The organism is Methylomonas sp. EFPC1, assembly GCF_016925515.1.
Classification (GTDB): domain Bacteria; phylum Pseudomonadota; class Gammaproteobacteria; order Methylococcales; family Methylomonadaceae; genus Methylomonas; species Methylomonas defluvii.
Genome location: NZ_CP070494.1, coordinates 1,335,874 through 1,360,799 on the forward strand (window position 1 = coordinate 1,335,874; position 24,926 = coordinate 1,360,799).

The following is a 24,926-nucleotide window of genomic DNA, read 5'->3' on the forward strand; positions in this document are numbered from 1 at the left end:
GGGCCGTGGCGGGCGTCGACTTCGCCGTCCAGCGGCAAGCTGGCGCCGCCTTCTGTGGTAGTTGCAGCCGAGATCATCATGCCGGTTGTCCTCCGGTAGCGTTAAGTGTAGGTTTGGGTTTGCTGCGGCGGCGCAGCAGGCCGACGATGCCGTCGGGCATTAACAAGGTGACCAGGATGAAGGCGCCGCCCAGGCAAAACAGCCAGGCGTCCGGCATCAGCCCGGTCAACACGGTTTTGGCGTAGTTGACCAGCACCGCGCCGATGATGGCGCCGTACAAGGTGCCGCGGCCGCCGACCGCCACCCAGATGACGATTTCCAGCGAGTTTAGCGGCGAGAATTCGCTGGGGTTGATGATGCCAACCTGCGGCACGTACAGCGCGCCGGCCAATCCGGCCAGCATCGCCGCGAACACGAACACCCACAGTTTGAATAATTCCACCCGGTAACCCAAAAAGCGCACCCGCGATTCCTGATCGCGAATCGCGGTGACCACCCGGCCCAGTTTGCTGTTGACGATCCAGCGGCACAGCAGCAGGGCGCCGATCAGACTCAGGCCGGTCATTAATAATAAGACGGAGCGGACCGCTTCCGATTGAATGTTGAAGCCCAGGATGTCTTTGAAATCAGTGAGGCCGTTGTTGCCGCCGAAACCCATTTCGTTGCGGAAGAAGGCCAGTAATAAAGCGTAGGTTAGTGCCTGAGTGATGATGGATAAGTAGACGCCGGTGACCCTTGAGCGAAACGCCAGCCAGCCGAACACGAAGGCCAGCAAACCGGGCGCGAGGAACACCATCAGCATCGCGAAACCGAAGTTGCCGAAGCCGTACCAGTACCAGGGCAGTTCGGTCCAGTTCAGGAACACCATGAAGTCGGGTAACTCGGCATTGCCGTAGACACCGCGAGTACCGATCTGGCGCATCAGATACATGCCCATCGCGTAGCCGCCCAACGCGAAGAAGGCGCCTTGGCCGAGGACCAGAATCCCGGCGTAGCCCCAGACCATGTCCAGTGACAGGCCGAGCAGGGCGAAGGTGAGGTATTTGCCGATCAGGGAGACTGAGTAAGCAGAGAAGTGCAAGGCCGAGTCTTCGGGGAAGATTAGGTTGCAGAGGGGGATTAATAATGTGATGGCCGCCAGGGTGATTAGGACTGTGCTGTAGGTCTTGTCTTGGCTTAGGTTGATTAGTTTCATACCGTCTTCCGTTTTAGTGTGTCGCTATCGCGACGATTTGTTTAATGCCGGTTCGCGGACCGGCGACCGCGATACTTTTCTTTGCTTGTCCAAAGAAAAGTATCCAAAAGAAAAGACACCCGGATGCCGCTTGTATCCTGCGCGCCGAAGTTTTTGAATGGGGTTGACGGAAGGGGCTTCCTGCCCCTCCGTCAACGCGATGCATCCCTGCATCGCCCCTTCGGGCTATTCCATTCAAAAACTCCGGTGCTCGGAGCGGCATACGGGGTTAAAACCATCAGCCGCCCAAATTTGCGTAGGGTGGGCAATTTTGCCCACCGTCGGTTTTAGCCAATTGCAGATATGCTCGTAATTTTTTAAATCCGCCATCTTTTTAATATTATTTGTATCTGTCCAAAACCGACACATGCCTGTTTTTCGTGTTCTCAAATTTATCTTTAACCAAATCTTGGATGTTTTTATTCTTATCAGTATTGGGTTTATTATGAATTGCGTGTTTAATGGCAAAGCTAACCCCGATTCCTAAAACAAAAATTCCAGAGGCGACAATAATTAAAGAAATACTTTGACTTGCCTTCATTTGCACCATTGACTTTCCGGCAAGTGCAAGAGCAGCTCCAATTTGTATGATCTTTAAAAACTGAAAATCCCTTCTTATGATGAATCCAATTAAGAATCCAAAAAGTAACGGGGTTAATACATAAAGTATTAGAATTTCGTTTGAATTCATTTAACTATGTCCTGTTAGTGTATTATCGATAACGAACACAATTATGAATCAATTTCAAAATCTATCATCGTTCTCATGCTATGCACGGGAACCAGAATTTCCTTCGTCACACAACCCATCCACTTTGAATCTTGCGAGGGATTTAATCCCCTTTGCCGCGCCGAGCACCGGAGGGTTTGAACGGAATAGCCCGTTAGGGGCGACGCATGGATGCGTCGCGTTGCCTGCAGGGGCTGGGAAGCCCCTTCAGGCAACCCCGTTCAAACCCGAGGAGCGCAGGGATCAAGCGGCGGTGGGGTGGCCTTTTCTTTGGATACTTTCTTTTGGCCAAGCAAAAGAAAGTATCTCGGCTGTCGGGCCGAGACCCGATTTCAAAAACCACCGTCGCGATAGCGACACAAATCCGAATTCCAAAGCCATCAACCAAATCAAAAGCCATCGTGTTGGGTTACGGCTGACGCCTAACCCAACCTACATATATTTGAATCACGATTCCGCCGCCCTTCCTTTCTGCGGAAACAACCCCCTAGGCTTCTTCTGAATAAACAAAATAATAAACACCAACACCAATATCTTCGCCAACACCGCCCCGGCATAAGGCTCCAACACCTTATTGGCAATGCCCAACGAGAACCCGGCCACCAAGGTACCGAACAAATTACCAACCCCACCAAACACCACCACCATGAATGAATCCACAATATAGGCCTGGCCCAAATTCGGCCCGACGTTGGTGATCTGGCTTAGTGCAACACCTGCAACCCCGGCAATGCCGGAACCCAAACCAAAGGTCATCGCATCGACCCGCGAGGTGGGGATGCCCATCGCTCTGGCCATGCCACGATTTTGTGCCACGGCACGAACTTCCAAACCCAGCTTGGTACGCTTCAGGATTTGCAACAGCGCGGTAAACACCAGCAGGCAGAAGATCAGGATGTAGAAGCGGTTCCAGGTCAGCGACAGAAAGTCGTTGATTTGCCAGGAGCCGCTCATCCATTCCGGAGTGGCGACGCTGCGGTTCAGCGGCGAAAAGATGGAGCGCACGGCTTGTTGCAGGAACAGGCTGACACCGAAGGTCGCCAACAAAGTCTCCAAGGGCCGGCCATATAAGAAGCGGATGATGCCGCGTTCGATGGCGATGCCGACCAGGGCGGCGACCAAGAAGGCCATCGGTATCGACAGAATCAACGCGGTGCCCAGGTTGTTGGGCATGATTTGTTGCATCACGTAAGTGGTATACGCCCCCAGCATCATCAGCTCGCCGTGGGCCATGTTGATGACACCCATCACGCCAAACGTAATCGCCAAACCAATCGCGGACAACACCAGCACCGCACCCAAGCTCAAGCCAAAGAACACGGTTTCGGCGGCGGCGTAGGCTTGCATGCGTTCGCGGATTTTGATTAGCGCCGCCTCGGCCAGGTTGCGCACGTCGCTGTCGGCTTCCAGGAAATTGCCGTCGGCATCCTTATCGATAATGGCTTGCAACTTGTTGACTACGTCCTGGCTGTCCAAATCTTTTAACGCGCCGATAGCGGCGATGCGTTGGTCTTTTTCCGGGCTGTTGATGTCTTGCAGTAACAGCATTTTATTGATGGCGGTTTTTATCTCGGCGTCGGTTTCGGTTGCCAGATGATCGCGCAGCAAAATTACCGCTTTGTCGTCTATATCGTTGGCCAATGCTTGTACCGCGATCAGGCGCAGCACCGGATCGGTATCGTTTAACTGCAATTGGGCGATGGTTTTGCGCAGCACGCCGCGGAGTTTGTTGTTTAAATTGATTTTGCCGACCGCGCCGCGCTCGACGTCGGCTAAAGCCGCGCCGCTGAGCGGATCACTGAGTTGGTAACCGGCCGGGCTTTCCTGCGCAAACACCAATTTGGCTTCGGCTTTGAAGTCGAACAATTTGCCGTCTTGCAGGGCTTGCAATAGTTTCAGGTTATTGCTGTCGCTGCCCAGAGTTGCGATGGCTTGTTCGCGCTCGGCCATACTGCCGGTGCGCAGTTGCTCCAAGGCGTTGCCGGCGTCTTGGGCCAGTGCGGGTTGCGCGGCGAGGAATATCATCGCCAGCAAACAGCCGGCAAGTTTTGGAAGCCGTTTAAAAACGCCGCCGGCTGTTAATCCGGTCTGAGTAGAAGTGGTAGTCATCATGCTCAAGAAGCTGTCCTTGGGGGAACGGTTGGCCGGGCGCGAGCCGGGCGGCGTTTTTAAACGGGTTCTGAAACGGAGTGTGTGCATCGTCTGTCCTCTTTTGGGGGGCGAGGCCCAAGGCATCCTGCCGTGAACCTCGCGGGTAACATCCGCTGTTAATAGTTCTGTCCTGAACACTTTTTGGTTTTGGTGTTGTAGTTGCCGCAGCTGATCGGCGCGGTCCAGTCGGCGATGATAGGTTTGCTGTCAGGCAGGAAGTCCGACCAGGCGTCGCCATCGACCAGTTTGTTGGTTTGCCAGACGGTGACGAATTGGCCGTCGTCTTGAATTTCGCCGATCAACACCGGTTTGCTGATGTGATGGTTAGGCAGCATTTTCGACATACCGCCGGTCAGGTTGGGGTACTCGACGCCAATCAGCGCTTTTTGTACCGCGTCGGAATCCGTGGTGCCGGCTTTCTCGACTGCTTTCACCCACATGTTGAAACCGATGTAGTGCGCTTCCATCGGGTCGTTGGTCACCCGTTTTGGATTCTTGATGTAGTCCTTCCACTGTTGGATAAAGGCCGCATTTTTGGTGGTATCAACGCTCATGAAGTAGTTCCAGGCCGCCAAATGACCGACCAGCGGTTTGGTGTCCATGCCGGAGAGTTCTTCCTCGCCCACCGAGAAGGCGATGACCGGGATTTTTTCGGCGGAAATGCCTTGGTTGCCCAGCTCTTTATAGAACGGGATGTTGGCGTCGCCGTTGATGGTGGAAACGACAGCAGTTTTCTTGCCGGCCGAGCCGAATTTTTTGATGTCGGCGACGATACTTTGCCAATCGGAATGACCGAACGGGGTGTAGTTGATCAGGATGTCCGCCGGTTTAACGCCTTTGGATTTCAAGTACGCTTCCAGGATTTTGTTGGTGGTGCGCGGATAGACGTAGTCAGTACCGGCCAACACCCAACGTTGTACTTTCAGGTCGTTCATCAGGTAGTCGACCGCTGGGATCGCTTGCTGGTTAGGCGCGGCGCCGGTGTAAAACACGTTTTTAGACGACTCTTCGCCTTCGTATTGCACTGGGTAAAACAGGATGCTGTTCAACTCTTCAATGACCGGTAACACCGATTTTCTGGAAACGGACGTCCAGCAACCGAAGATGGACGCGACTTTGTCCTTGGTGATCAGCTCGCGGGCTTTTTCCGCGAACAAGGGCCAGTTGGAAGCCGGGTCGACCACCACGGCTTCCAACTTCTTGCCGAGCAAACCGCCTTTTTTGTTTTGCTCGTCGATCAGCATCAACATGGTGTCTTTCAGCGTGGTTTCGCTGATGGCCATCGTGCCGGACAGGGAGTGCAGCACGCCGACTTTGATGGTGTCTTCGGCGCGGACCGAGGTGGCGGCGCCGAATAGCGCGGCGGACAAGGCCGTGACAGTCGCCAGTTTACGGAAGGAATTGCTCAGTAGTTTCATCGTTATAATCCTATGTCGAGAATAAATCGTGGGTGAATCAACAGCCCGTTTTTCGTAGGGAGGGCATGCAATGCCCACGCTTGAAGGCTCCGCGTGGGCACCTATTCGCTGCCCACCCTACGGTTTGTCACGTTGGCGTAAATTTGCGTACCCAACCGTCGTTAAATTTGCCATTGAAAGCCGACCATGACCTGGCTGGCGTTCTCGCCGCTGGCGGTGGATTTGTAGTTCAAGCCTTTGGTCAACAAATCTCCGTATTGGTAGCTGGCGAAAATCTTGGCATTGTGGCCGTCGATGATGTAATTGACGCCGCCTTCGTAAACCTCGCGGTTGGGGCTGTTATCCGGCGACACATTGACGTAACGCAGATACGGTTGGAATTGGCCGATGCCGATCTTTTGCGGGAACAGATACATGCCGCTGACATCATAGGCATTGCCTTCGAACATCGAGAACTGGGCCGGCGCGCCGACACTGCCTTCCGCGTCGCGGATAGTTTGGCTATACGGGCCGGTAATGCCGTAGTTTTTGTACTCGCCGTTGAGGGTAACCACGCCGCCGCCCGGCAACACTTTTTCCATCAACACGTCGGCGGTGGTGCCGCGGAAGCTGCCGGGCGAACCCAGCGCACCGGCGCCGTCTTCCTGATATTGGTTCGCTACGCCGACAGTTAAAATGTCGCCGCCCTTGCCGTAGTAAGTGCCGGAGGTGTAGTAGCCGGGGTTCTTCTCGACATCCCAGAAGTTGTAGGCAAAGCGTTGCGCGTAAAGGATATTGTCGTCGACATTAGCACCGCCGCGCAGGCCGCGGAAGAAACCGGCCGCGTATTGAAAGCGGCCGTCAAATACCGCGCCCCAGAAGGTGGCACCGTCGTCGCGGCCAAAAGAGCCTGCGGATGTGCCGTCGGATTTGATGACCAAGTTATAGTCGGACGGCTCGAACGGCGTGCCGGCGGAGAAGATGTTATACACCGCGCTGTAGAATGGACCGTTCATTTCCCGGCGTTCCGCAGGGACCAGCATCCGGCCTACCCATAAATTGGCGTAGGGCGTGACTTCGAATTTGCCGATCGCATCCAGCACCCGCACTTCGCCGCCGTTGCCGCAGGTTTGGCAGTCGGTGTTGAACTCGACTTTCAGATATTTATGAATCTGGCCGTTGATGTATAAACGGATGTTGTCCAGATTGAAATCGTTGCTCCATTTGTCGGCGTTCGCGCCGACCGAGCCTTCTTGGGCGCGGAAGCTGGTTCTTAAACCGGCACCGACGCTGACCCATTTGGTGTCGTCGATTTTAAACGTCGCGCCTGCCTGCGCTTCGGGCGCCTGTCCCAGGGCGATGGCGCCCAGGGCTGCCCCGCTTAGCAAGCCGATGGCCCGGCCGCTTAGTTTTTGTGGGTTAAAACCAGTCATTTGCATTCCCCTCTATCTGGATTAAACAAGCCATTGCCGCTGGCCATGGCGATTGAAAACGTCGGGGAGATTGTTGAATTTTGCAGACAGCGCCACAATCGGGTAAATGACTCATCAGTCATTTGACGTATGGCCGGCAAATAAGGGTTTCCGTAGAGTGCGGCTTAACTTGGGAGATTGACGATGATGAAAATAACATCCGCTAGAGGTCTGTTTTTGCTGCTGGGTCTATTGGGCTTCGTGCCATGCCAGCCGACGCTGGCAGCGCCGACGGCCGACGCTGTTAAACCGCTGCAGGCTATTGAGTTTGGATTAGCGCCAGACAATTTGCAGCAGTTCGCCACGCCGATTGACGTTGCGGCAATCGGCGAACGTGTCCGCGCCAATTTAACCGAGTGGGAATTTCCACTCGCCGGCAAAGGCACTTACAGCCATAGTTTGCAGGCCAAGCTCGGCAAGATAGCCCGCCGGGAAACGCCGGTGGGTTTTTCGTTTTCGTCTGGCAATTCCGACCCGCGCGCGACCGATTTCCAAAAAGCCGACGTGTTGCCGATTACCTGCACATTGCGCGATGCCGGCAATCAAGCGGTGTTGGTGGAACGCGAGTCGACGTTTAGCGCGCATGCTTTGGATAAGGATGTTCTGCCGGCGCGCATCGTCGATAAACTGGTCGATCAGATTGGTACGGCTTGTTTGGATGTGTTGGAACATGCACCGCAGCCGAAGCAAGCTGGTCGAGTGAAAACCGAGTTATTCAAACCGAAGTGGATGCCGGATGTGCGGGTGGAGGTTAGGGAGGTGCCGGGTGCTGTTGATGCGAACGGCGTGGCGCAGCCTGCCGCTGTCGGTGACGAGCCGAAGAAGGAGATTATTATTCATAACCAGGGGACGCCGGTGATATTTCAGTTTGGGTATGAGAGGAAGTGATGGATTGTCATGCTCGCAGGGATGCGGGCATCCAGGAGCCAGGGATGGTGGATGGGGCATTTGTGTTAAAGGAGTTGCTAAGCGATATTCGGGGTAGGTTCCTTCTCCTTCAGTACCTACAGGGCATAAAGGAGAAGGTTAGGATTGGGGGGTGAGAGGGTGTCGCTGGTGCGACGGCTGATTTGAAGTCGGGTCTCGGCCCGACAGCCGAGATACTTTCTTTTGCTTGGCCAAAAGAAAGTATCCAAAGAAAAGGCCACCCGGAATTCCGCCTTAATCCTGCGCGTCTCGCTTTTGGCGAGGGTTTTCGGAAGGGCCATCCCTGGCCCTCCGAAAACGAGCGGCATCCTTGCCGCTCCCCTGCGGGCTATTCTCGCCAAAAGCTGCGATGCTCGGGGCGGAATAACGGGAGAAAACCCGGAACGGGATTGGGAGTGATTGGATGATTTTGTATGTTTGATAGTGTGTAGTGATGTAGGATGGTGGAAAAAAATTACTTAATCTTTACGTTTTCATCAATCGCGACTGAATATGCAAGATAGACTCTTAAAGTACTCATTTTTAATTGTATTTTTAATTTTCTTAATGTATCTGGCTGTTTTAATTTTATTGACATGGCCCATATCTGAGTTGTCAATTGGTAAGTCTGGAGTTTTTGGAGATAGCTTTGGTGCTCTTACCGCTCTTTTTACTGGATTGGCTTTCGCGGGTACTTTAAGAACGATTCAAATGCAAAATGAAGAGTTAAGGCTTCAGAGACAAGAAATTCAACAAAATAGATATGAATTTGAAAGAACCGCATCTGCTCAAGAAAAAACAGTTCGCCTGACGGCAATTACAATACTGATTGCTGAATATGATTCAAAACATGATTTTAATAAAGAAAAAATAATGAGGCTAAATCAGCAGTTATTGTCAGGAATAACTACAGAGGCTATAAGAATGACTTATTCAAATGAGTTAAATCATTTGGAACAAGAAAATGAATCAATATCCAATAAAAAACTAATTTTAGTTAAAGAGCTAGAAACTATCGTTTTAGGAACGCAGTAACGTAGGGTGGGCACACGCTTTTCGTGCCCACGCGAGAACACCACAAACCCGAATTAAACGCCAAAAATTAACGCCTCAAATTAATGTCCCGTTACCGCAGCCCGCAAAATCCCGGTGCAACGTATTTTTTCACGGTGGTGGCGTATCGGCGGCAAGCGATTTTGTGCGATGAACCGGTGCGGGAGGCTTTGCGCAAGGCGATTTCAATCACCCGCGCCAAACGGCCGTTTACCATAGACGCCTGGGTGTTGTTGCCGGACCATTTGCACTGCATTTGGACATTGCCCGGTTGAAGATGGGGATTATGCAACCCGTTGGAGCGTGATCAAACGGCAGGTGAGCATGGCTTGTGGCGAAGCGTATCGGCGGGCCGAATGGATCAATGTGTCGAAACAAAAGCATCTGGAATCGACATTGTGGCAACGCCGGTATTGGGAGCATCAAATACGCGATGAAATCGATTTTGCCCGGCATATGGATTACGTCCATTTCAACCCGGTGAAACACGGATATTGCCGGCAAGTCAGCGAGTGGCCTTATTCGACGTTTCATCGTTACGTTAAGGAGGGTGTTTATTCGAGGGATTGGGGTGATGGCGTTGATATTACGGTTGCGGGGGAATGAAAGGTTTGTCCGCGTGGGCACATAAACCGTGCCCACCCTACGAAATCCGCACATTTAGCCATTTCAGCCATGTAGGCCGGAATAAGCGTTAGCGTTTCCGGCAAACGTTGAACGCCAGAAACGCCTAGCGGCTATTCTGGCCTACGAATTGGTTTCCTTGATTGGACCCAATCCGTTTTGATAGTGCGATGGTTTTGTCCCGTATGCCGCGCCGAGCACCGGAGCTTTTGAACGGAATAGCCCGTAGGGGCGATGCAGGGATGCATCGCGTTGCCGAAGGGGCAGGAAGCCCCTTTCGGCAACCCCGTTCAAAAGCTTCGGAGCGCAGGGTATCAGCGGCATCCGGGTGGCTTTCTTTTGGTGACTTTTCTTTGGCCAAACAAAGAAAAGTCACTCGGCCGTCGGGCCGAGACCCGACTTCAAAAACACCCGTCGCGTTAGCGACACAACCAAATGAAAGCCATTCACCAAAATATCACCAAAATCCGCCGCGACTACAACGCTTTAGTCGCCAACGAAACCCTGGAAGACTACGCGCTCAGGTACGCGCCGCGCAGCTTCCGGAAATGGAGCGAATTCCAGGTCGCCAACACCGCCTTCGGCTCGACCTCGTTTTTGGTGCTGGAAGCCATCGGCGGCTTTTTGTCTATCAATTACGGCTTTACCAATGCCTGCTGGGCGATTTTGATCGTCGGCATCGTGATTTTTATCACCAGTCTGCCGATCAGTTATTACGCCGCCCGCTACCATATCGACATCGATTTACTGACCCGCGCCGCCGGCTTCGGCTACATCGGCTCTACCGTTACCTCGCTAATCTATGCCTCGTTCACCTTCACGCTGTTCGCGTTGGAGGCCTCGATCATGTCGCTGGCGATTGAATTATATTTTCAGATTCCGCTCGCGCTTGCGCATGTGGTCAGTGCGGTAATCGTGGTGCCCTTGGTGACGTTTGGGATTACCACCATCAGCCGAATGCAGTTATGGACGCAACCGGTATGGTTGGCGCTATTGATTGCGCCTTATATCGCCGTGGCCCATGCCGAGCCGGAAGCGCTAATGACTTTGCAGGCGTATTTCTGGATCGCCGGCAGTGGGGAAGGCTTCGATTGGCTGTTGTTCGGCACCGCGACTACCGTGGCATTTTCGATGGTGGCGCAAATCGGCGAGCAGGTGGATTTTCTACGTTTCATGCCGGATAAAACCAAGGCTAACCGGTTTAAGTGGTGGGCAGCGATGCTGGCGGCTGGGCCGGGCTGGGTCGTGTTTGGGGTGATTAGGCAAATAGCGGGTGCCTTGCTGGCGCATTTGGCGATACGCCACGGCATCAGTCCCCAGCATGCCCACGAACCGACGCAAATGTATCTGGTAGCCTATAACGAGCTATTCGAGAATCCGCAATGGGCCTTGGCGACCACGACCTTGTTCGTGGTGTTGAGTCAGATCAAGATCAACGTTACCAATGCTTATGCCGGCTCGCTGGCTTGGTCGAACTTTTTTTCACGCTTGACGCATAGCCATCCGGGCCGGGTGGTGTGGTTGCTGTTTAACGTCCTCATTGCCTTGTTGCTGATGGAGTTCGGCGTATTCGGCGCGCTGGAAAAGGTGTTGGGTTTGTTCTCGAATATGTCGATAGCCTGGATCAGCGCGGTGGCGGCGGAGTTGATGATTAATAAACCTTTGGGGCTCAGCCCGAAGGAAATCGAATTCAAGCGTGCGTATTTGTCCGATCTTAATCCGGTGGGAATGGCTGCTACTTTTGTGGCGTCGGTGGTGTCGATTCTGGCCTATGTCGGCCTGTTCGGCGAATGGCCCAAGGCTTTTTCGGCGTTTATCGCGCTGAGTCTGGCGTTTGTTTTGGTGCCGGCGCTTGCCTATTGTTGCGGCGGTAAACATTACCTGGCCCGCGACCGAAAAAAACACAATCGTAAAGCCCACGATAAATGCTCGATTTGCGAGAACGAATTCGAGCACGACGACATGGCGTATTGTCCCGCCTACGCCGGCAGTATTTGTTCGCTGTGCTGCACACTGGACGCCCGTTGCCTGGATGCCTGCAAGCCGGGATTTCGCTTCGACGATTATCTGGAAAGCCTGGCCAAGCGCCTGATGCCGGATTTTATTGGGATTACCGCGCGCTTGCGCCTGTTGCGCTTTGGTTTGTTGTTTGGGTTTCTGACCATCCTGACCGGGATTTTTATCAGCATTATTTATTATCAGGATTTAATCAGTGTTCAGCACAATCAGCCGGCTTTTGGTTTGTTGATCAACAATTTCCTGAAGATTTACGCCTCGTTGTTGGTGTTTATTGGGTTGTGTACCTGGTGGCTGATTTTGAATGCCGAGAGCCGGCGGGTGGCGCATGAGGAAACTGCCAAACAGACCCAGTTGCTGTTGCAGGAAATCGAACAACACAAACAAACCGATCTGAAGTTGCAGCAGGCCCGGCGTATGGCGGATGCCGCCAATCAGGCCAAAAGTCGGTTTTTGAGCAATATGAGCCACGAGATTAGATCGCCGCTAAACAGCATAGTCGGCTATGCCCACATTTTGCACCAGGACCCCAATATCCCCGAAAACCGTAGGCAGGCGGTGGATACCTTGAAGCGCAGCGGCGAGCATTTGAGTGCGTTGATCGAAGATATTTTAGACATCGCCCGTATCGAGGCGCGCAAATTCGATTTTAAGTACCAACCCATCGATTTCCCCGGGTTTATCGAGCATTTGGTACATGTTTTCAAAGCGCAAGCAGAAGACAAGGGCTTGAGTTTTAATTGCCAATTGACCACAGTGCTGCCGCAGCGCATACGCGGCGACGAAAAGCGGGTAGGGCAGATTTTGATGAACCTGCTTGGGAATGCCATCAAATTTACCAGCCAGGGCGGTGTGGTGTTTCGGATCGGTTACAGCAGCGGTGTAGCCAGCTTTCAGGTGTCCGATACCGGCAGCGGTATTGATGAACAGCAATTGCAAAACATCTTTCAACCCTTCACCCGGCTGGATACCCCGACAGGCAATGCGGTGTCGGGTAGTGGCCTGGGATTGACGATCTGTAAAATTCTCACGGAGGTGATGGGCGGCGAGTTGACGGTGCAAAGCAAGGTTGGCGAGGGCTCGACGTTTAGTGTGCGGTTGTTGTTGCCGAGCTTGGGCGTAGAAAATGAAGCCGAACCTCTGGCACCTATCATCGGCTATCAAGGCGCGCGCCGGCGGATCATGGTGGTGGACGACCAGCGCGAACATCGCGAATTGCTTTTATCGTTGCTGGAGCCGCTGGGGTTTTATCTGGAGGAGGCCGATTCCGGCGAGGCTTGTTTGGACAAGGTGGCGGCACAGCAGCCGGATCTAATTCTGCTGGATATTTCGATGAGCGGTATCGATGGTATCGAAACGGCGATGCGTTTACGCGAACGTGGTTTGCAGATGCCGATTCTAGTGCTGAGCGCCAACGCCTATCCTGGTGATCGGCTGGCAGTGTTGAATGCCGGCTGTAACGATTTTCTGTCCAAGCCGATTCAGGTAACGCAGTTGATGAGCAAGCTGAAGTTATATTTATCGCTGCACTGGATCTATCGGGACGACCCAGGGCAAACGGTTCCCGAAAAAGCGGCCGAGCCTATGCTGATGCCGCCGCCGGAATTATTGCAAGCCTGTGTGGAATGCGTGCGGATCGGCGACTTGTTGGGATTGAAGAAAGTGTTGGAACAGCTCAGGCAAGCCGAGCCGCGTTACAACGCTTTTTTTGCCAAGCTGACAGCCTTGGCAAATGAATTTAGGGTAGGCGAAATCCGAAAACTATTGCAGATGCACAAACAGGAGGTGTCCCGATGATGGAAGTATCCGCCAGCAATGGCACGGTGTTGATAGTCGACGATACGCCCGGCAATCTGGCTCTGCTATCCGATACGCTTTCCGAGGCCAATTATCGGGTGTTGGTGGCGACCGACGGTTGTTCGGCCATCGAGCAGATTCAATATGTCAAACCCGACATCATTTTGCTGGACGTGATGATGCCGGGCATAGATGGTTTCGAGACCTGTAGCCGTTTGAAAGCCGATCCGGCCACCGCGCCGATTCCAGTGTTGTTCATGACTGGGCTTAGCGAATTGGACGATTTGCTGCGCGGCTTCGGCGAGGGGGCGTTGGATTACATCGTCAAGCCGATTCGGCCGGCCGAGGTGCTGGCGCGAATTGAAGTGCATCTGACCCAATCGCGCAATTTACGGCGGGCCGAGAGTTTACTAGATCATCACGATTTCGCCGCCGTGGCGGTGGATGCGGCGGGCGGCATTGTCTGGCTGACGCCGGCGGCTCGCGAATGGTTGGACGATTTTGCCGAATTACAAGAAGGAGGGGCGCAGCAGACTGCGGATAAGCTGTTGCCGGAAAGCATGCGTGGCTGGTTTCAACGCTGGTTGCGGCAAAGCGGGCGCAGCGAGGTGGCAGCCGAAACGGAAGCGCATCGTCTGGCGCCAGGCTTTGCGTTGCGGGTCGGCGCCTGCCAGAATCCGGATGAATATCTGCTGTTATTACAGCGCGAAGACGCGCAATGGACGCCGGAAACCCTGCGCGACAAGCTGAAGCTGACCTTTCGTGAGGCCGAGATTTTAATGTGGATTGCCCGCGGCAAGACTAATAAGGAAATCGGCATCATCCTTACCACCAGTCCCAGGACCGTGAACAAACATCTGGAGCATATCTTTGAAAAGCTCGGTGTGTCGACACGGGCTGCGGCAGTGGCGATGGTGTTGCAGCGGGGGTGATCAAGCAACAAAAAAGGCCGGCAACCCATTGAGTTGCCGGCCTTTTTTGTTTGAAGCAATGTGCCGGCTTTACGGCATGTACATGCCACCATTCACATGCAAGGTCTCGCCGGTGATGTACGAGGCTTGCTCGGAGGCCAGGAAAGATACAGCGTGGGCGATTTCTTCCGGCTGTCCCAAACGGCCCAAAGCAATCGAGCCCAGCAGGGCATTTTTGATGTCTTCCGACAGTTCCTTGGTCATATCGGTATCGATAAAGCCGGGTGATACCGTATTAACGGTAATGCCGCGTGAACCCACTTCTTTGGCCATGGATTTGGCAAAGCCGACCATGCCGGCCTTGGCCGCTGCGTAGTTGGTTTGGCCGGCGTTGCCGGTGGAACCGACCACCGAGGAAATATTGACGATGCGGCCGTAACGGACTTTCATCATGCCGCGCAATACGGCTTTGCTCATTCTGAAGATTGAGGTCAGATTGGTGTTGATGATGTCGTCCCATTCCTCGTCTTTCATTCGCATCAGCAGGTTGTCGCGGGTGATGCCGGCGTTATTGACCAGAACCGCCGGTGTGCCGTATTCGTCGCCGGTGGCTTTGATAAAGCTGTCGATGTCAGCGGAATCGGCGACATTGAGTTTATAACCTTTACCGTTGTCGCCCAGATAAGCTGAAATCGCCTCAGCGCCGCTATCGGAGGTGGCGGTGCCGACCACAAAAAAGCCGTCGGCGACCAATTTTTCGGCAATGGCCCGGCCTATGCCGCGGCTGGCGCCGGTAACAATGGCGAGTTTTTTATCCACGGAGTTGCTCCACAACGTTGTCAATGGTTTCGGGGTCGTAAATGGTGTAATGCGTTGCATCAGGCGCTATGCGTTTGTTTAAACCGACTAATACTTTGCCGGGCCCGCATTCAACAAAAGCGGTGACGCCTTGTTCGTGCATGAATTTGACGCTTTCCACCCACCGCACCGGTTTGAACAATTGTTCTTTCAATGCATAGCGAATCACTTCCGGCGAGCCGTGCGATTTGACGTCGGCGTTGTGGATCAGCGTGCTATTGGGCATCTCGACGTTAAGGCTTTGCAATATTTCGTTTAATTTGTCGGAAGCCGCTTCCATCAATGCGCAGTGGGACGGCACGCTAACCGGTAGTTTTAATGCACGTTTGGCGCCCAGCGCTTTTAAGGCTTCCATCGCTCTTTCCACTGCGGCGGTTTCGCCCGCAATCACCACTTGGCCTGGGGCATTGAAATTGGCGGCAGCGACGATTTCGCCATTGGCGACTTCAGCGCAGGTGTTAACGACTTGATGATCTTCCAGGCCCAGAATAGCCGCCATCGCGCCTTTTCCGGCCGGTACCGCTTCCTGCATCAGGCGGCCGCGCTCGGCGACCAGGCGAATGGCGTCTTCATAACCCAGCGCACCGGAACAGACCAGGGCGGTGTATTCACCCAAGCTATGGCCGGCCATCCAGGCGGGTTTGATGTCGGTTTTTTCGCACCAGGCCCGCCACACCGCAACGCCGGCCGCCAGCATCGCCGGCTGGGTGTTATGGGTTTGGTTCAAGTCGGTGTCCGGGCCGTTGGCGACCATGTTCCACAGATCGAAACCGAGTACGTCTGAAGCTTGTTCGAAAGTTTGCTTGACCAATGGGTTGGCGGCGGCCAGGGTGCCCAGCATACCGACGGCTTGCGAGCCTTGTCCGGGAAATACGAATGCCAGATTGTAACTTTGTTCTATCGTCGTCATGATTAGTACCTGATTAATGCGGAACCCCAGGTAAAACCGGCTCCAAAAGCTTCCATTAATACGGTTTGTCCGCGTTGAATACGGCCGTCGCGCACGCCTTCGTTAAACGCCAATAACACGGAGGCGGAGGACGTGTTACCTTGGTTTTCCAGGGTTAGAATCACTTGGTCCATCGACATGCCCAGCTTCTTGGCGGTGGCGGCGATGATGCGCGTATTGGCCTGATGCGGCACCAGCCAATCGATGTCGCTTTGCCGTAAGCCGTTGGCTTCCAGGGTTTCATCGACAATCCTGCCCAAGGTGTTGACTGCCACCTTGAAAACTTCGTTGCCGCGCATGCTGATGTAAGCTGGCTCGTTTTGCTTAGCGACTGCCGCTACTTGCGGATTGGGGCAATACAATAAATCTTCGTAGCCGCCATCGGAGTGGATATGCGTGGACAAGATGCCAGGCTTATCGCTGGAGGTCAGCAAAATCGCGCCGGCACCGTCGCCGAACAGGATGCAGGTGCCGCGGTCGGTCCAATCGACGATGCGTGAGCAAATCTCCGTGCCTACTACCAGTACGTTTTTGGCAAAACCGGTTTTCAGGTATTGGTCGGCGATGCTGAGTCCGTAAACGGAACCCGAGCAGGCGGCCTGAATATCGAAGCCGACGCATTGCTTGATGCCCAGGCGCTCCTGCAACAGGCAGGCCGTACTGGGATAGACGCGATCCGGTGTGCCGGTGGCGACGATGATCATGTCGATTTCGTCAGCGGCAATTCCGGCTGCGTCAATGGCTTGTCTGGCGGCGATTTCCGCCATGCTGGAAGCGGTTTCGTCGGGACCGGCTATGCGGCGGCTTTTGATGCCGGTTCTTTCGTAGATCCAGCTGTCGGATGTGTCCACCGTGGCGGATATATCGTCATTGGTGCGGATGGTTTCGGGCAGATAGCCGCCCGTACCGATAACATGAGTCCAGCGTGTCATTCATCAACCTTTTGGGCCAGCGCGAGTTCTAGTTTTTCGCTGATTTTACGAATAAGGCCCTGTGCGACTTCGACTTCCGCCAGATGAATGGCGGTTTCGAAAGCCAGAGCGTCGGCGCCGCCGTGGCTTTTGATCACCAAGCCGCGTAGGCCGATGAAACTGGCGCCGTTGTAGAGGCGCGGGTCTATACTGTCTTTGAAGCGTTTCAGAACAGGATACGCGATCAATCCGGCTAATTTGGTCAGCCAGTTTTGCGAAAAACTGTCTTTCAGTTTGCTGCCTATCATTTTCGCCGCGCCTTCGATAGATTTTAGGGCGATGTTGCCGACGAAACCGTCCGAGACGATTAAATCGACTTTGACGCTGCCGGCGTTAATCGAATTGCCTTCCACGTAACCGATGTAATTCAGTCCGGAGCTTTCCAGCAATTTAGCGGCGGCTTTGACTTGTTCGTTGCCTTTCATGTCTTCTTCGCCGATGTTTAACAAGCCGATACGCGGACGCTCGATTTTTTCCACGGCCTTGACCACTTCTTCGCCCATCACGGCAAATTGGTAGAGTTGTTCGGCGCTGGAATCGACATTGGCGCCTAAATCGAGCATGTGGGTGTGGCCGAAAGTAGACGGCAATGTGGAAATAATCGCCGGGCGTTCGATGCCGGGAATCATTTTCAGCACGAAACGGGCTGTCGCCATCAGCGCTCCGGTGTTACCGGCGCTGACGCAGGCGTCGGCCTTGCCTTCCTGGACCAGATTAATCGCCACGCGCATGGAAGAATCTTTTTTGTTCTTCAAGGCTTTTTGCGGCGCTTCGTCCATTTCGACCACTTGCGAGGCGTGTTGAATACTGATCCGACCTTTGAACTCGACCAGCGCTTGGGATAGCAGGTTACCAAGAACCGCTTCATCGCCCACCATGATCAGATTTAAGTCCGGATTTTTTCGTAAACAGGCCAGTGAAGCAGGTACGGTAACTTGAGGACCGAAATCCCCGCCCATGGCATCAATTGAGAGAGTTGAGCTCACGCTTAGGACTAACTCCAGAAGTTGAAAGGAGCCAACAGCTGTCCAGCGACGTGTTGGCTTACTCAGAGACTATCAATAAATCAAATATTACTGCCCGTCATGCTGACGATTGCGCGGTAAAACGCGATGTTTGCGGCCCGTCTTGGACTAAGGGCTGCTCGACTCGATTTGCGAATAAATTACGAGTCGGCCTATGGCAGTTTAAAACGATTAATCTTCGTCGTTGCCGGCAATGATTTGACGGCCTTTGAAGAAACCGTCCGGCGTCATGTGGTGACGCAGATGGGTTTCGCCGGTCAACGGATCCTGAGACAGGGTTTTACCGACTAATGCATCGTGTGAACGACGTTGACCGCGTCTGGAACGCGATACTTTGCTCTTTTGTACTGCCATTTCAATCTCCAGTTTTTTTAAGTTTTGCTAAAACAGAAAAAGGGTTGTTAGCCTTAGTCTGACTATCTGTTGCGCTGTAATCGGCATCTTCCGAACGGTTGTGGGCGAGACAATTGTGTTCATGCCGAGGGTAGTCGGGCAAAGCCAGCAGGATTTCGTCTTCGATCACCGTGTTCAACGATACGGTGTCGCCGTCCAGCAATAGCGGTTCGCAATCGTCCAGTTGCTTTGCTTCCTGTAGCGAAGCAACAACAGCCAATTTAAAATCGATATCCAACGGCCAAGCCAGTGCTTGTAAACAAGACTGACACGCCAATTCCACAACACCCTCGATATGGCCGGCAACGACAATGCGTTTACCTTCCTTACCAAATTCGACCTTGGCGCTAACACTGCCACCATGATCGATCACGCTACCAGACAAGCGCTCGAGCGCAGCGATTTTTATATCCCCGGAAAACGCGCCGCGTCTTTCGGCGAATAATAAGGGATCGATAAGGTCGGGAAACTTGTCTGACATAACTGTACAATGATACAGATAACTAACTGTTGCGTCAAACGCACACCGACTCAAACCACTACCTAGCCGATGACCGCCATAGTCCTTGCCTCCAGTTCGAAATACCGTTGCCAGTTGTTGGAAAAACTGGGTCTTGCTTTTTTAAGTTGCAGCAGTGACGTCGATGAGAGCCCGCAAGCCGGCGAATCGCCCTATGCTTTGGTGCGCAGATTATCGCTGGCGAAGGCTGAAGAAGTCGGCAAAACGTACCCTAATCATTTAATCATCGGTTCCGATCAGGTTGCCGTGCTGGACCAAGAGATATTGGGAAAACCCGGCGGGCGCGACGCGGCAATTCAACAACTTGCCAAGCAATCCGGCAGGACCGTGCAATTTTATACTGGAGTCTGCGTTTTTAATAGCGTATCGGGCCGGCACCTGAGCGATATGGATGTTTGTAGTGTGCAATTCAAAACGCTGACCTCGTCGCAGATTGAAAAATACATTGATTTGGATCGGCCCTTCGACTGTGCCGGCAGCTTCAAATCCGAGGGTTTAGGGATCGCGCTATTTAGTAAAATTGTCGGCGAGGACCCCAATGCATTAGTAGGATTGCCCTTGATAAAATTGGTGGCTTTACTCGACAAGTTTGGGGTCAATATTCTCTGATTTACCGCGACTTACGGTAGCAAAAAATGCTTGCCAGTACCGTTTAGTGAAATTTTTTGTTCGGTCCGAGTAATTCAAACATCTGCAAAAACTCCTCTTCCACCTGCTCCATTATCGAAATGGTTTGCTCTCGTGTCAGACGCACTAGCGTTAACGATTGGTTAGAAAATTCAGCTACGGCTATTTCCAAGCCATCGGCTTGTTGGCCGCTATCGACCAAGCGCGCCGCCATATGCAGCAAATGCGCGTCCAGTTTGTGTATTTGTGCATCGGCAGGATTCAGATAACAGCCTATGGTTTCGTAGAGGGATTCCGGTAAGCCCCAGATTTTTAGTAATTCCCCGCCGACCTCAGCATGAGTGAAACCAATCAGTTCTTGTTCGAAACCGGCCAACAAAGCGCGGTTGTGGTCTGCGGCAAGCAATACGCTTAGATATTGCTCGGGCATTTTTTGACTGAGTATCAGTGAGCCTATGTCGTGTAAAAGGCCGGCCAGAAACAGTCTTTCGGTATGCAGAACGGCGCTGGCTTTAGCTAGCATCCGGGCAATCACCGCGCAATGTATACTGCGCATCCAAAACGAGGTCATGTCGATCAGCTCGTCGGGAATTTTTCCGAAGCGATCAACGACCGTGGTAGCCAATACCAGATTACTCAAGTCGTCGATGCCTATTACGGTAACGGCGCGGGAAATGGTGTCGATTTTGGCTTGAAAACCGTAGAAAGGACTATTCACTACCCGCAGTAACCGGGCGCTCAGAGCAGGATCCTTGGCGATCACCTTGCCGATGTCCGCCAGCGAATAACGCGAATCCCGAATCATTTCGCTGAGTTGAAAATAAATATCGGGCAGGGAAAACAGTTCGGTCGAGCCGGCAATCAATTGCTTGATGGCAGCGGCTTTCAATTAACTCTTCCGATACAGCGCCATGACGTGCTGCACATAATTGCGGGTTTCGGGATAGGGTGGCACGCTATTATTGTATTTCATCACCGCACCTTCGCCGGCATTATAACCGGCTACCGCCAAGGTTAGATTGGAGTTGAACATCGCCAGTAAATCTTTCAAGTAGCGGGTGCCGCCATCGACATTCTGTTCGGCATCGCGTCGGTCGGTGACGCCATAGCGGCGCGCGGTATCCGGCATTAACTGCATCAAGCCCACCGCGCCGGCCGAGGACACCGCATTGGGGTTATAGGCTGATTCGGCTTGAATCACTGCGTGCAGCAGTTTGGGGTCCATTTGATGTTTGGCCGCGGCCTTGGCAACTAAGTCGTTGAACTTGAGCTTGTTGCCCGACATGAACTTTAGGTCGTGTTTATAAGTACGCGGTCGGGTGCGAATGATCAAGCGGTAATCAAAGCCCTTTTTCGGTTCGTCGGTGTAATACACCCGACCGCTAGGATCGGTGTATTTAAAAATGTCGGCCCCCGCATCGGTGATGAGCGCTATCGATAGTGTGGCAATCAACAGGGGTTTCATCGCGTCACCTTTTACCGATTGGACTCATTCAGTCACACGAATTAGGCTGGCGGCCTGTAACGCTTTAGCGCGAGCATCATTGACGTTGTCGGCCGTGGCGAGCGCCACACCCATGCGCCTTGACACGAAAGCATCCGGTTTGCCGAACAGGCGAATGTCGGTGTCTGCGACCGCCAATGCTTGTGCCAAGCCTGAATAGCTCACGGCTTTGGCGTCTATGCCACCTAAAATCACCGCGCTGGCGGCGGTTTTATCTAGCGCCGTGTTGACCGGCAGGCCAAGAATGGCGCGGGTATGCAAATCAAATTCGCTCTGCCGCTGGCTGGCCATCGTCACCATGCCGGTGTCGTGCGGTCTGGGGCTGACTTCGCTAAACCAGACTTGATCGCCGGCTATGAATAATTCCACGCCAAACAAACCCAAGCCGCCTAGTGCGGTAGTCACTTTATCGGCGATTTGCTGAGATAACTCAATGGCCTTGCTGCTCATGGCCTGTGGTTGCCAGCTTTCCCTGTAGTCGCCGTTCTCCTGGCGGTGGCCGATGGGTTCGCAGAAATAGGTTTTTACTTGGCCGTCGCTGTTCAGGGCGCGCACGGTGAGTAAGGTGATTTCAAAATCAAAATCAATCTTGGCTTCGACGATCACCTTACCCGTATCGGCGCGCCCGCCGGCCTTGGCGTAATCCCAGGCGGCTTGTAATTGGTCCGCGCTTTTCACCATGGACTGGCCTTTGCCGGACGACGACATCGTTGGCTTGATAAAACACGGATAGCCAATGCCGCTATCGACTGCGGCTTTCAATTGCTCGAAGGTCTCGGCAAAAGCGTATTTCGATGTCGGTAGACCTAGTTCAGCGGCTGCCAGCTCGCGGATGCCTTCACGATTCATAGTCAATTGAATCGCCCTAGCATTAGGGACAATAGTGGTTTCACCTTGAGCTTCAATCTCCGCTAAGGCCTCGGTGGCGATCGCTTCGATTTCGGGGATGATGTAATGCGGCTGTTCGCGGGCAATCAGGGTTTTTACTGCTGTCGCGTCGGTCATATCAATCACGTGGCTGCGATGCGCCACCTGCATAGCCGGGGCACCGGCATAGCGGTCAACCGCAATGACTTCCACGCCATAGCGTTGCAGCGAAATGGCGATTTCTTTGCCTAATTCGCCGCTGCCCAGCAATAAAGCTTTGGTGGCGCTGCCGCTGTCAGGGGTGCCGATTTTCATGATTTTGCTAAATAGTTATCGATGTCTTGTTTGGAGAAACCAATTTTCTTCGCGACCCGGTCGGCGTGGCTGACTCTGGAAATGCCGGCGATCAATTTAAAAGTCGGCAAGTCGTCGGCAAATTCCACTTGTTTGGGGACTGCGATTTTTCGTTTCACAAACTCGTCCACCAATTGATGGTTGTGGGTAATTAAAATGGTGCTGTTGCCTTTCCGGTAAAATCCGTCCAGCACGTCGATAGACGACTGCATCTTCTCTTCAAAAGTAGTGCCTTCTGCCATTTCGTCAAGCACCACCAAGCTTTTTGCGCTGCTGGCCAAGAAAATATCGCGGGTACGTTTCAATTCCGTACCGAAACGGCCTTCGCCGTCATCGAGATGGCTGATCTCCGGGCATTGATAGAAAATCCGGTCCGCCACGCTTAAATTGGCAGCCTGGGCAGGTATGAAACAGCCGATCTGCGCCAACAATTGAATTTGCGTGGTGGTTTTGCAAAATGCGGTTTTGCCGCCGCTGTTGGGGCCGGTCACGCACACCAGGCGTTCTTCGTCCATGCTGAAATCGTTGCCGACGTAGGCGGGATTTTTCTGGCCCAGTACCGGGTTTTTTGCGGCGACTAATTTGATGTTATGCCGTTCGCTGGCGTTCAGTTCCGGCAATACCATATCGCTGCCGAAGTCTTCGGCGTATTTAATAAAAGCCAATAACTCATCCAACTGTCCCAGGCCGTCCAGCATATCGCCGAGCGCCTGCGAATTTTTATAAATGTTACGCAGGGGTATGATGCAGTTGTCTCTATCGTAGCCGCCAATGACTGGAATATAAGCCAAGGCTAAGGGCAGGAAAAACACCGAAGCCACCGACAAACCGTCACGGGTGACCTGGAACATATCGGTTGGGAAAATCTGCATCAAGCCCCAGATCGCAGCGATCAGTAGAGCGATCAACATCGGTTTGAACAGGGTGGGGCGGAAAATCGTCGCCGGTGAGAAGGAGTTTTTGCGCTCTTCTTTGCTTTGCAGGCCTTTTTCGCTGTTGTAGACCGGGCCGACCATCAACGAATATTCGTTACTGTGCGAAAAATTGCCGATTTTCTCGAAGACGCCTTGCAGATAAGGGCTTTGCGGCTTGCCGGAGTTGTAGATCGCACCGACCAGATTCAAGACCACGCGCACACCACGAACATATTGTTTGTAGCCGTAACCTTCGATTTGATTATCCTCTCGAGCCGTGCCGAAACCGCCGAGAAACTCGCCGAACAATAACAAGTAAAGCCGGTTTTCCGAGGCGGCGGCATTGGCGATAATGTTTTCCACATTGGCGCGCACATCGGGATTGTCTTGAATTTCCCGCACCGCGGCTTGTTTGGCGGCTATCGCTTCCAGATCGTCCAAGGGTTGGCTTAGCGAACGATACAACACCGATTTACCGGCGGTGGTGCTGGCGTAATTGACGTAATCGAACAATTCGTCCACTTCTATGGTGTTAAACGCGCCTTGGTCGATGACGCCTTCACCGGTGGGCAAGGGGTGGCTCGAGCGCACCGTCGGCCATTCGTCGTTCCAGCTTTGTAAGATGTTTTGTTGCATATTACCCCCGGTTTTTTAGTGGCCGTGCTTTATTTAGTGCACGGTTTTAATTAAATCAAGCATCACCTCGACATGAGCGTCGCTGTCGTTTAAACACGGAATATAACGATACGTCTCGCCACCGGCTTCCAGAAATATCTCTTGGTTGGCGATAGCGATCTCTTCCAGCGTTTCCAGACAGTCTACCGAGAATCCCGGACAAATCACGTCGACATTTTTGACGCCTTGCTGCGGTAGTTCTTGCAACACTTCCACGCAGTACGGTTTCAGCCATTCGGCTTTGCCGAAGCGCGATTGAAATACCAATTTCCATTGTTCGTCCTTGAGGCCTAATTGCTCGGCAAGCAGGCGACCGGTGGTTTGGCATTGATAGAAATACGGGTCGCCCCATTCGGTCAGTTTGGCCGGTAAGCCGTGAAATGACAGCAACAGCAATTCCGCTTGGCCGTTGGCTTGCCAATGCTGGCGCACCGATTGCGCCAGGGCTTCGATGTAACTGGGGTGTTCATGAAAGTCGCTGATGAAGTGCAGGCCGGGCATGTGCCGCCAACTGACAAATTCCTCGGCCACCACGTCGAAAATCGAGGCGGTCGTGGTGGAGGAATATTGTGGATAGAGCGGCAGGATAACGATTTCGTGGACACCTTGCTTCTGAAAGTTTTGCAATTTTTCCCGCAAGGCCGGTTTGCCGTAGCGCATCGCGCAATCGATGATTAAATCGGCGTCGTCTATACCGGTAAAACCTTGCAATTTGGCGGTCAGCTTTTCGGTGAATACGATCAAGGGCGAGCCTTGCTCGGTCCAGATCGATTGATAGGCATGCGCCGATTTTTTCGGGCGAAACGGCAGCACGAACAAATTCAGGATTAGCCACCACAAGGGCCTGGGCAGATTGACCACCCGCGGGTCGCCGAGAAATTCGCGCAGGAAGCGGCGTACGTCGCCGGTTTTTGGGGAGGCGGGCGAGCCCAGATTGACCAGTAACACCCCGATCTTTTTTTGGCCGGTTTCAGTCAT

At 53.2% G+C, this 24,926-nt stretch carries 23 protein-coding genes; 7 read left to right on the forward strand and 16 right to left on the reverse strand.

Annotated features, from left to right (window positions below):
* Positions 1-76: 76 nt before the first annotated feature.
* The 5 genes from urtC to JWZ98_RS06355 all read right to left on the reverse strand — a co-directional run bounded on the left by urtC (position 77) and on the right by JWZ98_RS06355 (position 6,945).
* Positions 77-1,195, reverse strand: coding sequence for an urea ABC transporter permease subunit UrtC (gene urtC, locus JWZ98_RS06335; protein ID WP_205453682.1), 1,119 nt, complete (start codon positions 1,193-1,195; stop codon positions 77-79).
* A gap of 379 nt (positions 1,196-1,574) precedes the next feature.
* Positions 1,575-1,925, reverse strand: a complete 351-nt coding sequence (locus tag JWZ98_RS06340; protein WP_205453683.1) for a hypothetical protein — start codon at positions 1,923-1,925, stop codon at positions 1,575-1,577.
* Positions 1,926-2,411: 486 nt separating this feature from the next.
* Positions 2,412-3,989, reverse strand: a complete 1,578-nt coding sequence (urtB, locus tag JWZ98_RS06345) for an urea ABC transporter permease subunit UrtB (protein ID WP_240348346.1) — start codon at positions 3,987-3,989, stop codon at positions 2,412-2,414.
* A 242-nt stretch (positions 3,990-4,231) separates the two neighbouring features.
* Positions 4,232-5,533, reverse strand: a complete 1,302-nt coding sequence (gene urtA, locus JWZ98_RS06350; RefSeq protein WP_205453684.1) for an urea ABC transporter substrate-binding protein — start codon at positions 5,531-5,533, stop codon at positions 4,232-4,234.
* Between the two features lie 161 nt (positions 5,534-5,694).
* Positions 5,695-6,945: a hypothetical protein gene (locus tag JWZ98_RS06355; protein WP_033158976.1), complete on the reverse strand. Its 1,251-nt coding sequence runs from the start codon at positions 6,943-6,945 to the stop codon at positions 5,695-5,697.
* A 183-nt stretch (positions 6,946-7,128) separates the two neighbouring features.
* On the opposite strand from JWZ98_RS06355, the gene JWZ98_RS06360 reads away from it, so the two are divergent.
* The 6 genes from JWZ98_RS06360 (at position 7,129) to JWZ98_RS06380 (ending at position 14,312) form a co-directional block, all read left to right on the forward strand.
* Positions 7,129-7,872, forward strand: a complete 744-nt coding sequence (locus JWZ98_RS06360) for a hypothetical protein (protein ID WP_205453685.1) — start codon at positions 7,129-7,131, stop codon at positions 7,870-7,872.
* A gap of 531 nt (positions 7,873-8,403) precedes the next feature.
* Positions 8,404-8,925 (forward strand): hypothetical protein, encoded by a 522-nt coding sequence (locus JWZ98_RS06365; RefSeq protein ID WP_033158918.1) that lies wholly within the window; start codon positions 8,404-8,406, stop codon positions 8,923-8,925.
* An 83-nt stretch (positions 8,926-9,008) separates the two neighbouring features.
* A complete protein-coding gene (locus JWZ98_RS23490) occupies positions 9,009-9,218 on the forward strand; it encodes a transposase (RefSeq protein WP_343221768.1) in 210 nt (69 codons plus the stop codon).
* A 49-nt stretch (positions 9,219-9,267) separates the two neighbouring features.
* Positions 9,268-9,549, forward strand: a complete 282-nt coding sequence (locus JWZ98_RS23495; protein ID WP_343221769.1) for a hypothetical protein — start codon at positions 9,268-9,270, stop codon at positions 9,547-9,549.
* A 453-nt stretch (positions 9,550-10,002) separates the two neighbouring features.
* The gene (locus tag JWZ98_RS06375; RefSeq protein WP_205453686.1) at positions 10,003-13,380 is read left to right on the forward strand and encodes a response regulator; all 3,378 of its coding nucleotides are present in this window, start codon (positions 10,003-10,005) and stop codon (positions 13,378-13,380) included.
* Positions 13,377-14,312, forward strand: coding sequence for a response regulator transcription factor (locus tag JWZ98_RS06380; RefSeq protein WP_101051682.1), 936 nt, complete (start codon positions 13,377-13,379; stop codon positions 14,310-14,312). Before JWZ98_RS06375 ends, JWZ98_RS06380 begins: the two co-directional genes overlap by 4 nt.
* A 69-nt stretch (positions 14,313-14,381) precedes the next feature.
* On the opposite strand, the gene fabG is transcribed toward JWZ98_RS06380, so the two are convergent.
* The 6 genes from fabG to JWZ98_RS06410 all read right to left on the reverse strand — a co-directional run bounded on the left by fabG (position 14,382) and on the right by JWZ98_RS06410 (position 18,968).
* Complete coding sequence (fabG, locus tag JWZ98_RS06385) at positions 14,382-15,170, reverse strand: 3-oxoacyl-ACP reductase FabG (RefSeq protein ID WP_205453687.1); 789 nt, start codon at positions 15,168-15,170, stop codon at positions 14,382-14,384.
* Complete coding sequence (gene fabD, locus JWZ98_RS06390) at positions 15,103-16,059, reverse strand: ACP S-malonyltransferase (RefSeq protein ID WP_101051678.1); 957 nt, start codon at positions 16,057-16,059, stop codon at positions 15,103-15,105. Before fabD ends, fabG begins: the two co-directional genes overlap by 68 nt.
* Before the next feature lie 2 nt (positions 16,060-16,061).
* Positions 16,062-17,030 (reverse strand): beta-ketoacyl-ACP synthase III, encoded by a 969-nt coding sequence (locus tag JWZ98_RS06395; protein ID WP_101051677.1) that lies wholly within the window; start codon positions 17,028-17,030, stop codon positions 16,062-16,064.
* Positions 17,027-18,055: a phosphate acyltransferase PlsX gene (gene plsX, locus JWZ98_RS06400; protein WP_101051676.1), complete on the reverse strand. Its 1,029-nt coding sequence runs from the start codon at positions 18,053-18,055 to the stop codon at positions 17,027-17,029. Before plsX ends, JWZ98_RS06395 begins: the two co-directional genes overlap by 4 nt.
* 210 nt (positions 18,056-18,265) lie before the next feature.
* Positions 18,266-18,448 (reverse strand): 50S ribosomal protein L32, encoded by a 183-nt coding sequence (gene rpmF, locus JWZ98_RS06405; RefSeq protein WP_033158926.1) that lies wholly within the window; start codon positions 18,446-18,448, stop codon positions 18,266-18,268.
* Position 18,449: 1 nt separating this feature from the next.
* On the reverse strand, positions 18,450-18,968 hold the full coding sequence (locus JWZ98_RS06410) for a YceD family protein (RefSeq protein WP_033158927.1): 519 nt from the start codon (positions 18,966-18,968) through the stop codon (positions 18,450-18,452).
* Between the two features lie 69 nt (positions 18,969-19,037).
* Here JWZ98_RS06410 and JWZ98_RS06415 point away from each other — a divergent pair, with 69 nt between their 5' ends.
* Positions 19,038-19,616, forward strand: a complete 579-nt coding sequence (locus JWZ98_RS06415) for a nucleoside triphosphate pyrophosphatase (protein WP_205453688.1) — start codon at positions 19,038-19,040, stop codon at positions 19,614-19,616.
* Between the two features lie 43 nt (positions 19,617-19,659).
* Here JWZ98_RS06415 and JWZ98_RS06420 read toward each other — a convergent pair whose 3' ends face one another.
* The 5 genes from JWZ98_RS06420 to hemH are packed head-to-tail and all read right to left on the reverse strand — an operon-like array spanning position 19,660 to position 24,926.
* Entirely contained in the window at positions 19,660-20,523 is an 864-nt protein-coding gene (locus JWZ98_RS06420; RefSeq protein WP_171694584.1) for an HDOD domain-containing protein, read from the reverse strand.
* On the reverse strand, positions 20,524-21,099 hold the full coding sequence (locus tag JWZ98_RS06425; protein WP_033158930.1) for a transglycosylase SLT domain-containing protein: 576 nt from the start codon (positions 21,097-21,099) through the stop codon (positions 20,524-20,526).
* 24 nt (positions 21,100-21,123) lie between these two features.
* Positions 21,124-22,320: a formate-dependent phosphoribosylglycinamide formyltransferase gene (gene purT, locus JWZ98_RS06430; protein ID WP_205453689.1), complete on the reverse strand. Its 1,197-nt coding sequence runs from the start codon at positions 22,318-22,320 to the stop codon at positions 21,124-21,126.
* Positions 22,317-23,909, reverse strand: a complete 1,593-nt coding sequence (locus tag JWZ98_RS06435) for a DNA mismatch repair protein MutS (protein ID WP_205453690.1) — start codon at positions 23,907-23,909, stop codon at positions 22,317-22,319. The genes purT and JWZ98_RS06435 overlap by 4 nt, the downstream gene beginning before the upstream one ends.
* Positions 23,910-23,942: 33 nt before the next feature.
* Positions 23,943-24,926, reverse strand: a complete 984-nt coding sequence (gene hemH / locus JWZ98_RS06440) for a ferrochelatase (protein ID WP_205453691.1) — start codon at positions 24,924-24,926, stop codon at positions 23,943-23,945.

Bases quoted from the DNA above. Each gene is read 5' to 3' on its own strand.
- hemH (WP_205453691.1), bottom strand. From the start codon at position 24,926: ATGACTGAAACCGGCCAAAAAAAGATCGGGGTGTTACTGGTCAATCTG.
- rpmF (WP_033158926.1), bottom strand. From the start codon at position 18,448: ATGGCAGTACAAAAGAGCAAAGTATCGCGTTCCAGACGCGGTCAACGT.
- urtB (WP_240348346.1), bottom strand. From the start codon at position 3,989: ATGATATTCCTCGCCGCGCAACCCGCACTGGCCCAAGACGCCGGCAAC.
- JWZ98_RS06425 (WP_033158930.1), bottom strand. From the start codon at position 21,099: ATGAAACCCCTGTTGATTGCCACACTATCGATAGCGCTCATCACCGAT.
- JWZ98_RS06340 (WP_205453683.1), bottom strand. From the start codon at position 1,925: ATGAATTCAAACGAAATTCTAATACTTTATGTATTAACCCCGTTACTT.
- JWZ98_RS06360 (WP_205453685.1), top strand. From the start codon at position 7,129: ATGATGAAAATAACATCCGCTAGAGGTCTGTTTTTGCTGCTGGGTCTA.
- JWZ98_RS06410 (WP_033158927.1), bottom strand. From the start codon at position 18,968: ATGTCAGACAAGTTTCCCGACCTTATCGATCCCTTATTATTCGCCGAA.
- JWZ98_RS06375 (WP_205453686.1), top strand. From the start codon at position 10,003: ATGAAAGCCATTCACCAAAATATCACCAAAATCCGCCGCGACTACAAC.
- JWZ98_RS06415 (WP_205453688.1), top strand. From the start codon at position 19,038: ATGACCGCCATAGTCCTTGCCTCCAGTTCGAAATACCGTTGCCAGTTG.
- urtA (WP_205453684.1), bottom strand. From the start codon at position 5,533: ATGAAACTACTGAGCAATTCCTTCCGTAAACTGGCGACTGTCACGGCC.
- JWZ98_RS06355 (WP_033158976.1), bottom strand. From the start codon at position 6,945: ATGACTGGTTTTAACCCACAAAAACTAAGCGGCCGGGCCATCGGCTTG.
- JWZ98_RS06380 (WP_101051682.1), top strand. From the start codon at position 13,377: ATGATGGAAGTATCCGCCAGCAATGGCACGGTGTTGATAGTCGACGAT.
- JWZ98_RS06365 (WP_033158918.1), top strand. From the start codon at position 8,404: ATGCAAGATAGACTCTTAAAGTACTCATTTTTAATTGTATTTTTAATT.
- purT (WP_205453689.1), bottom strand. From the start codon at position 22,320: ATGAAAATCGGCACCCCTGACAGCGGCAGCGCCACCAAAGCTTTATTG.
- urtC (WP_205453682.1), bottom strand. From the start codon at position 1,195: ATGAAACTAATCAACCTAAGCCAAGACAAGACCTACAGCACAGTCCTA.
- fabG (WP_205453687.1), bottom strand. From the start codon at position 15,170: ATGCAACGCATTACACCATTTACGACCCCGAAACCATTGACAACGTTG.
- JWZ98_RS06395 (WP_101051677.1), bottom strand. From the start codon at position 17,030: ATGACACGCTGGACTCATGTTATCGGTACGGGCGGCTATCTGCCCGAA.
- JWZ98_RS23495 (WP_343221769.1), top strand. From the start codon at position 9,268: ATGGCTTGTGGCGAAGCGTATCGGCGGGCCGAATGGATCAATGTGTCG.
- JWZ98_RS06435 (WP_205453690.1), bottom strand. From the start codon at position 23,909: ATGCAACAAAACATCTTACAAAGCTGGAACGACGAATGGCCGACGGTG.
- fabD (WP_101051678.1), bottom strand. From the start codon at position 16,059: ATGACGACGATAGAACAAAGTTACAATCTGGCATTCGTATTTCCCGGA.
- JWZ98_RS23490 (WP_343221768.1), top strand. From the start codon at position 9,009: ATGTCCCGTTACCGCAGCCCGCAAAATCCCGGTGCAACGTATTTTTTC.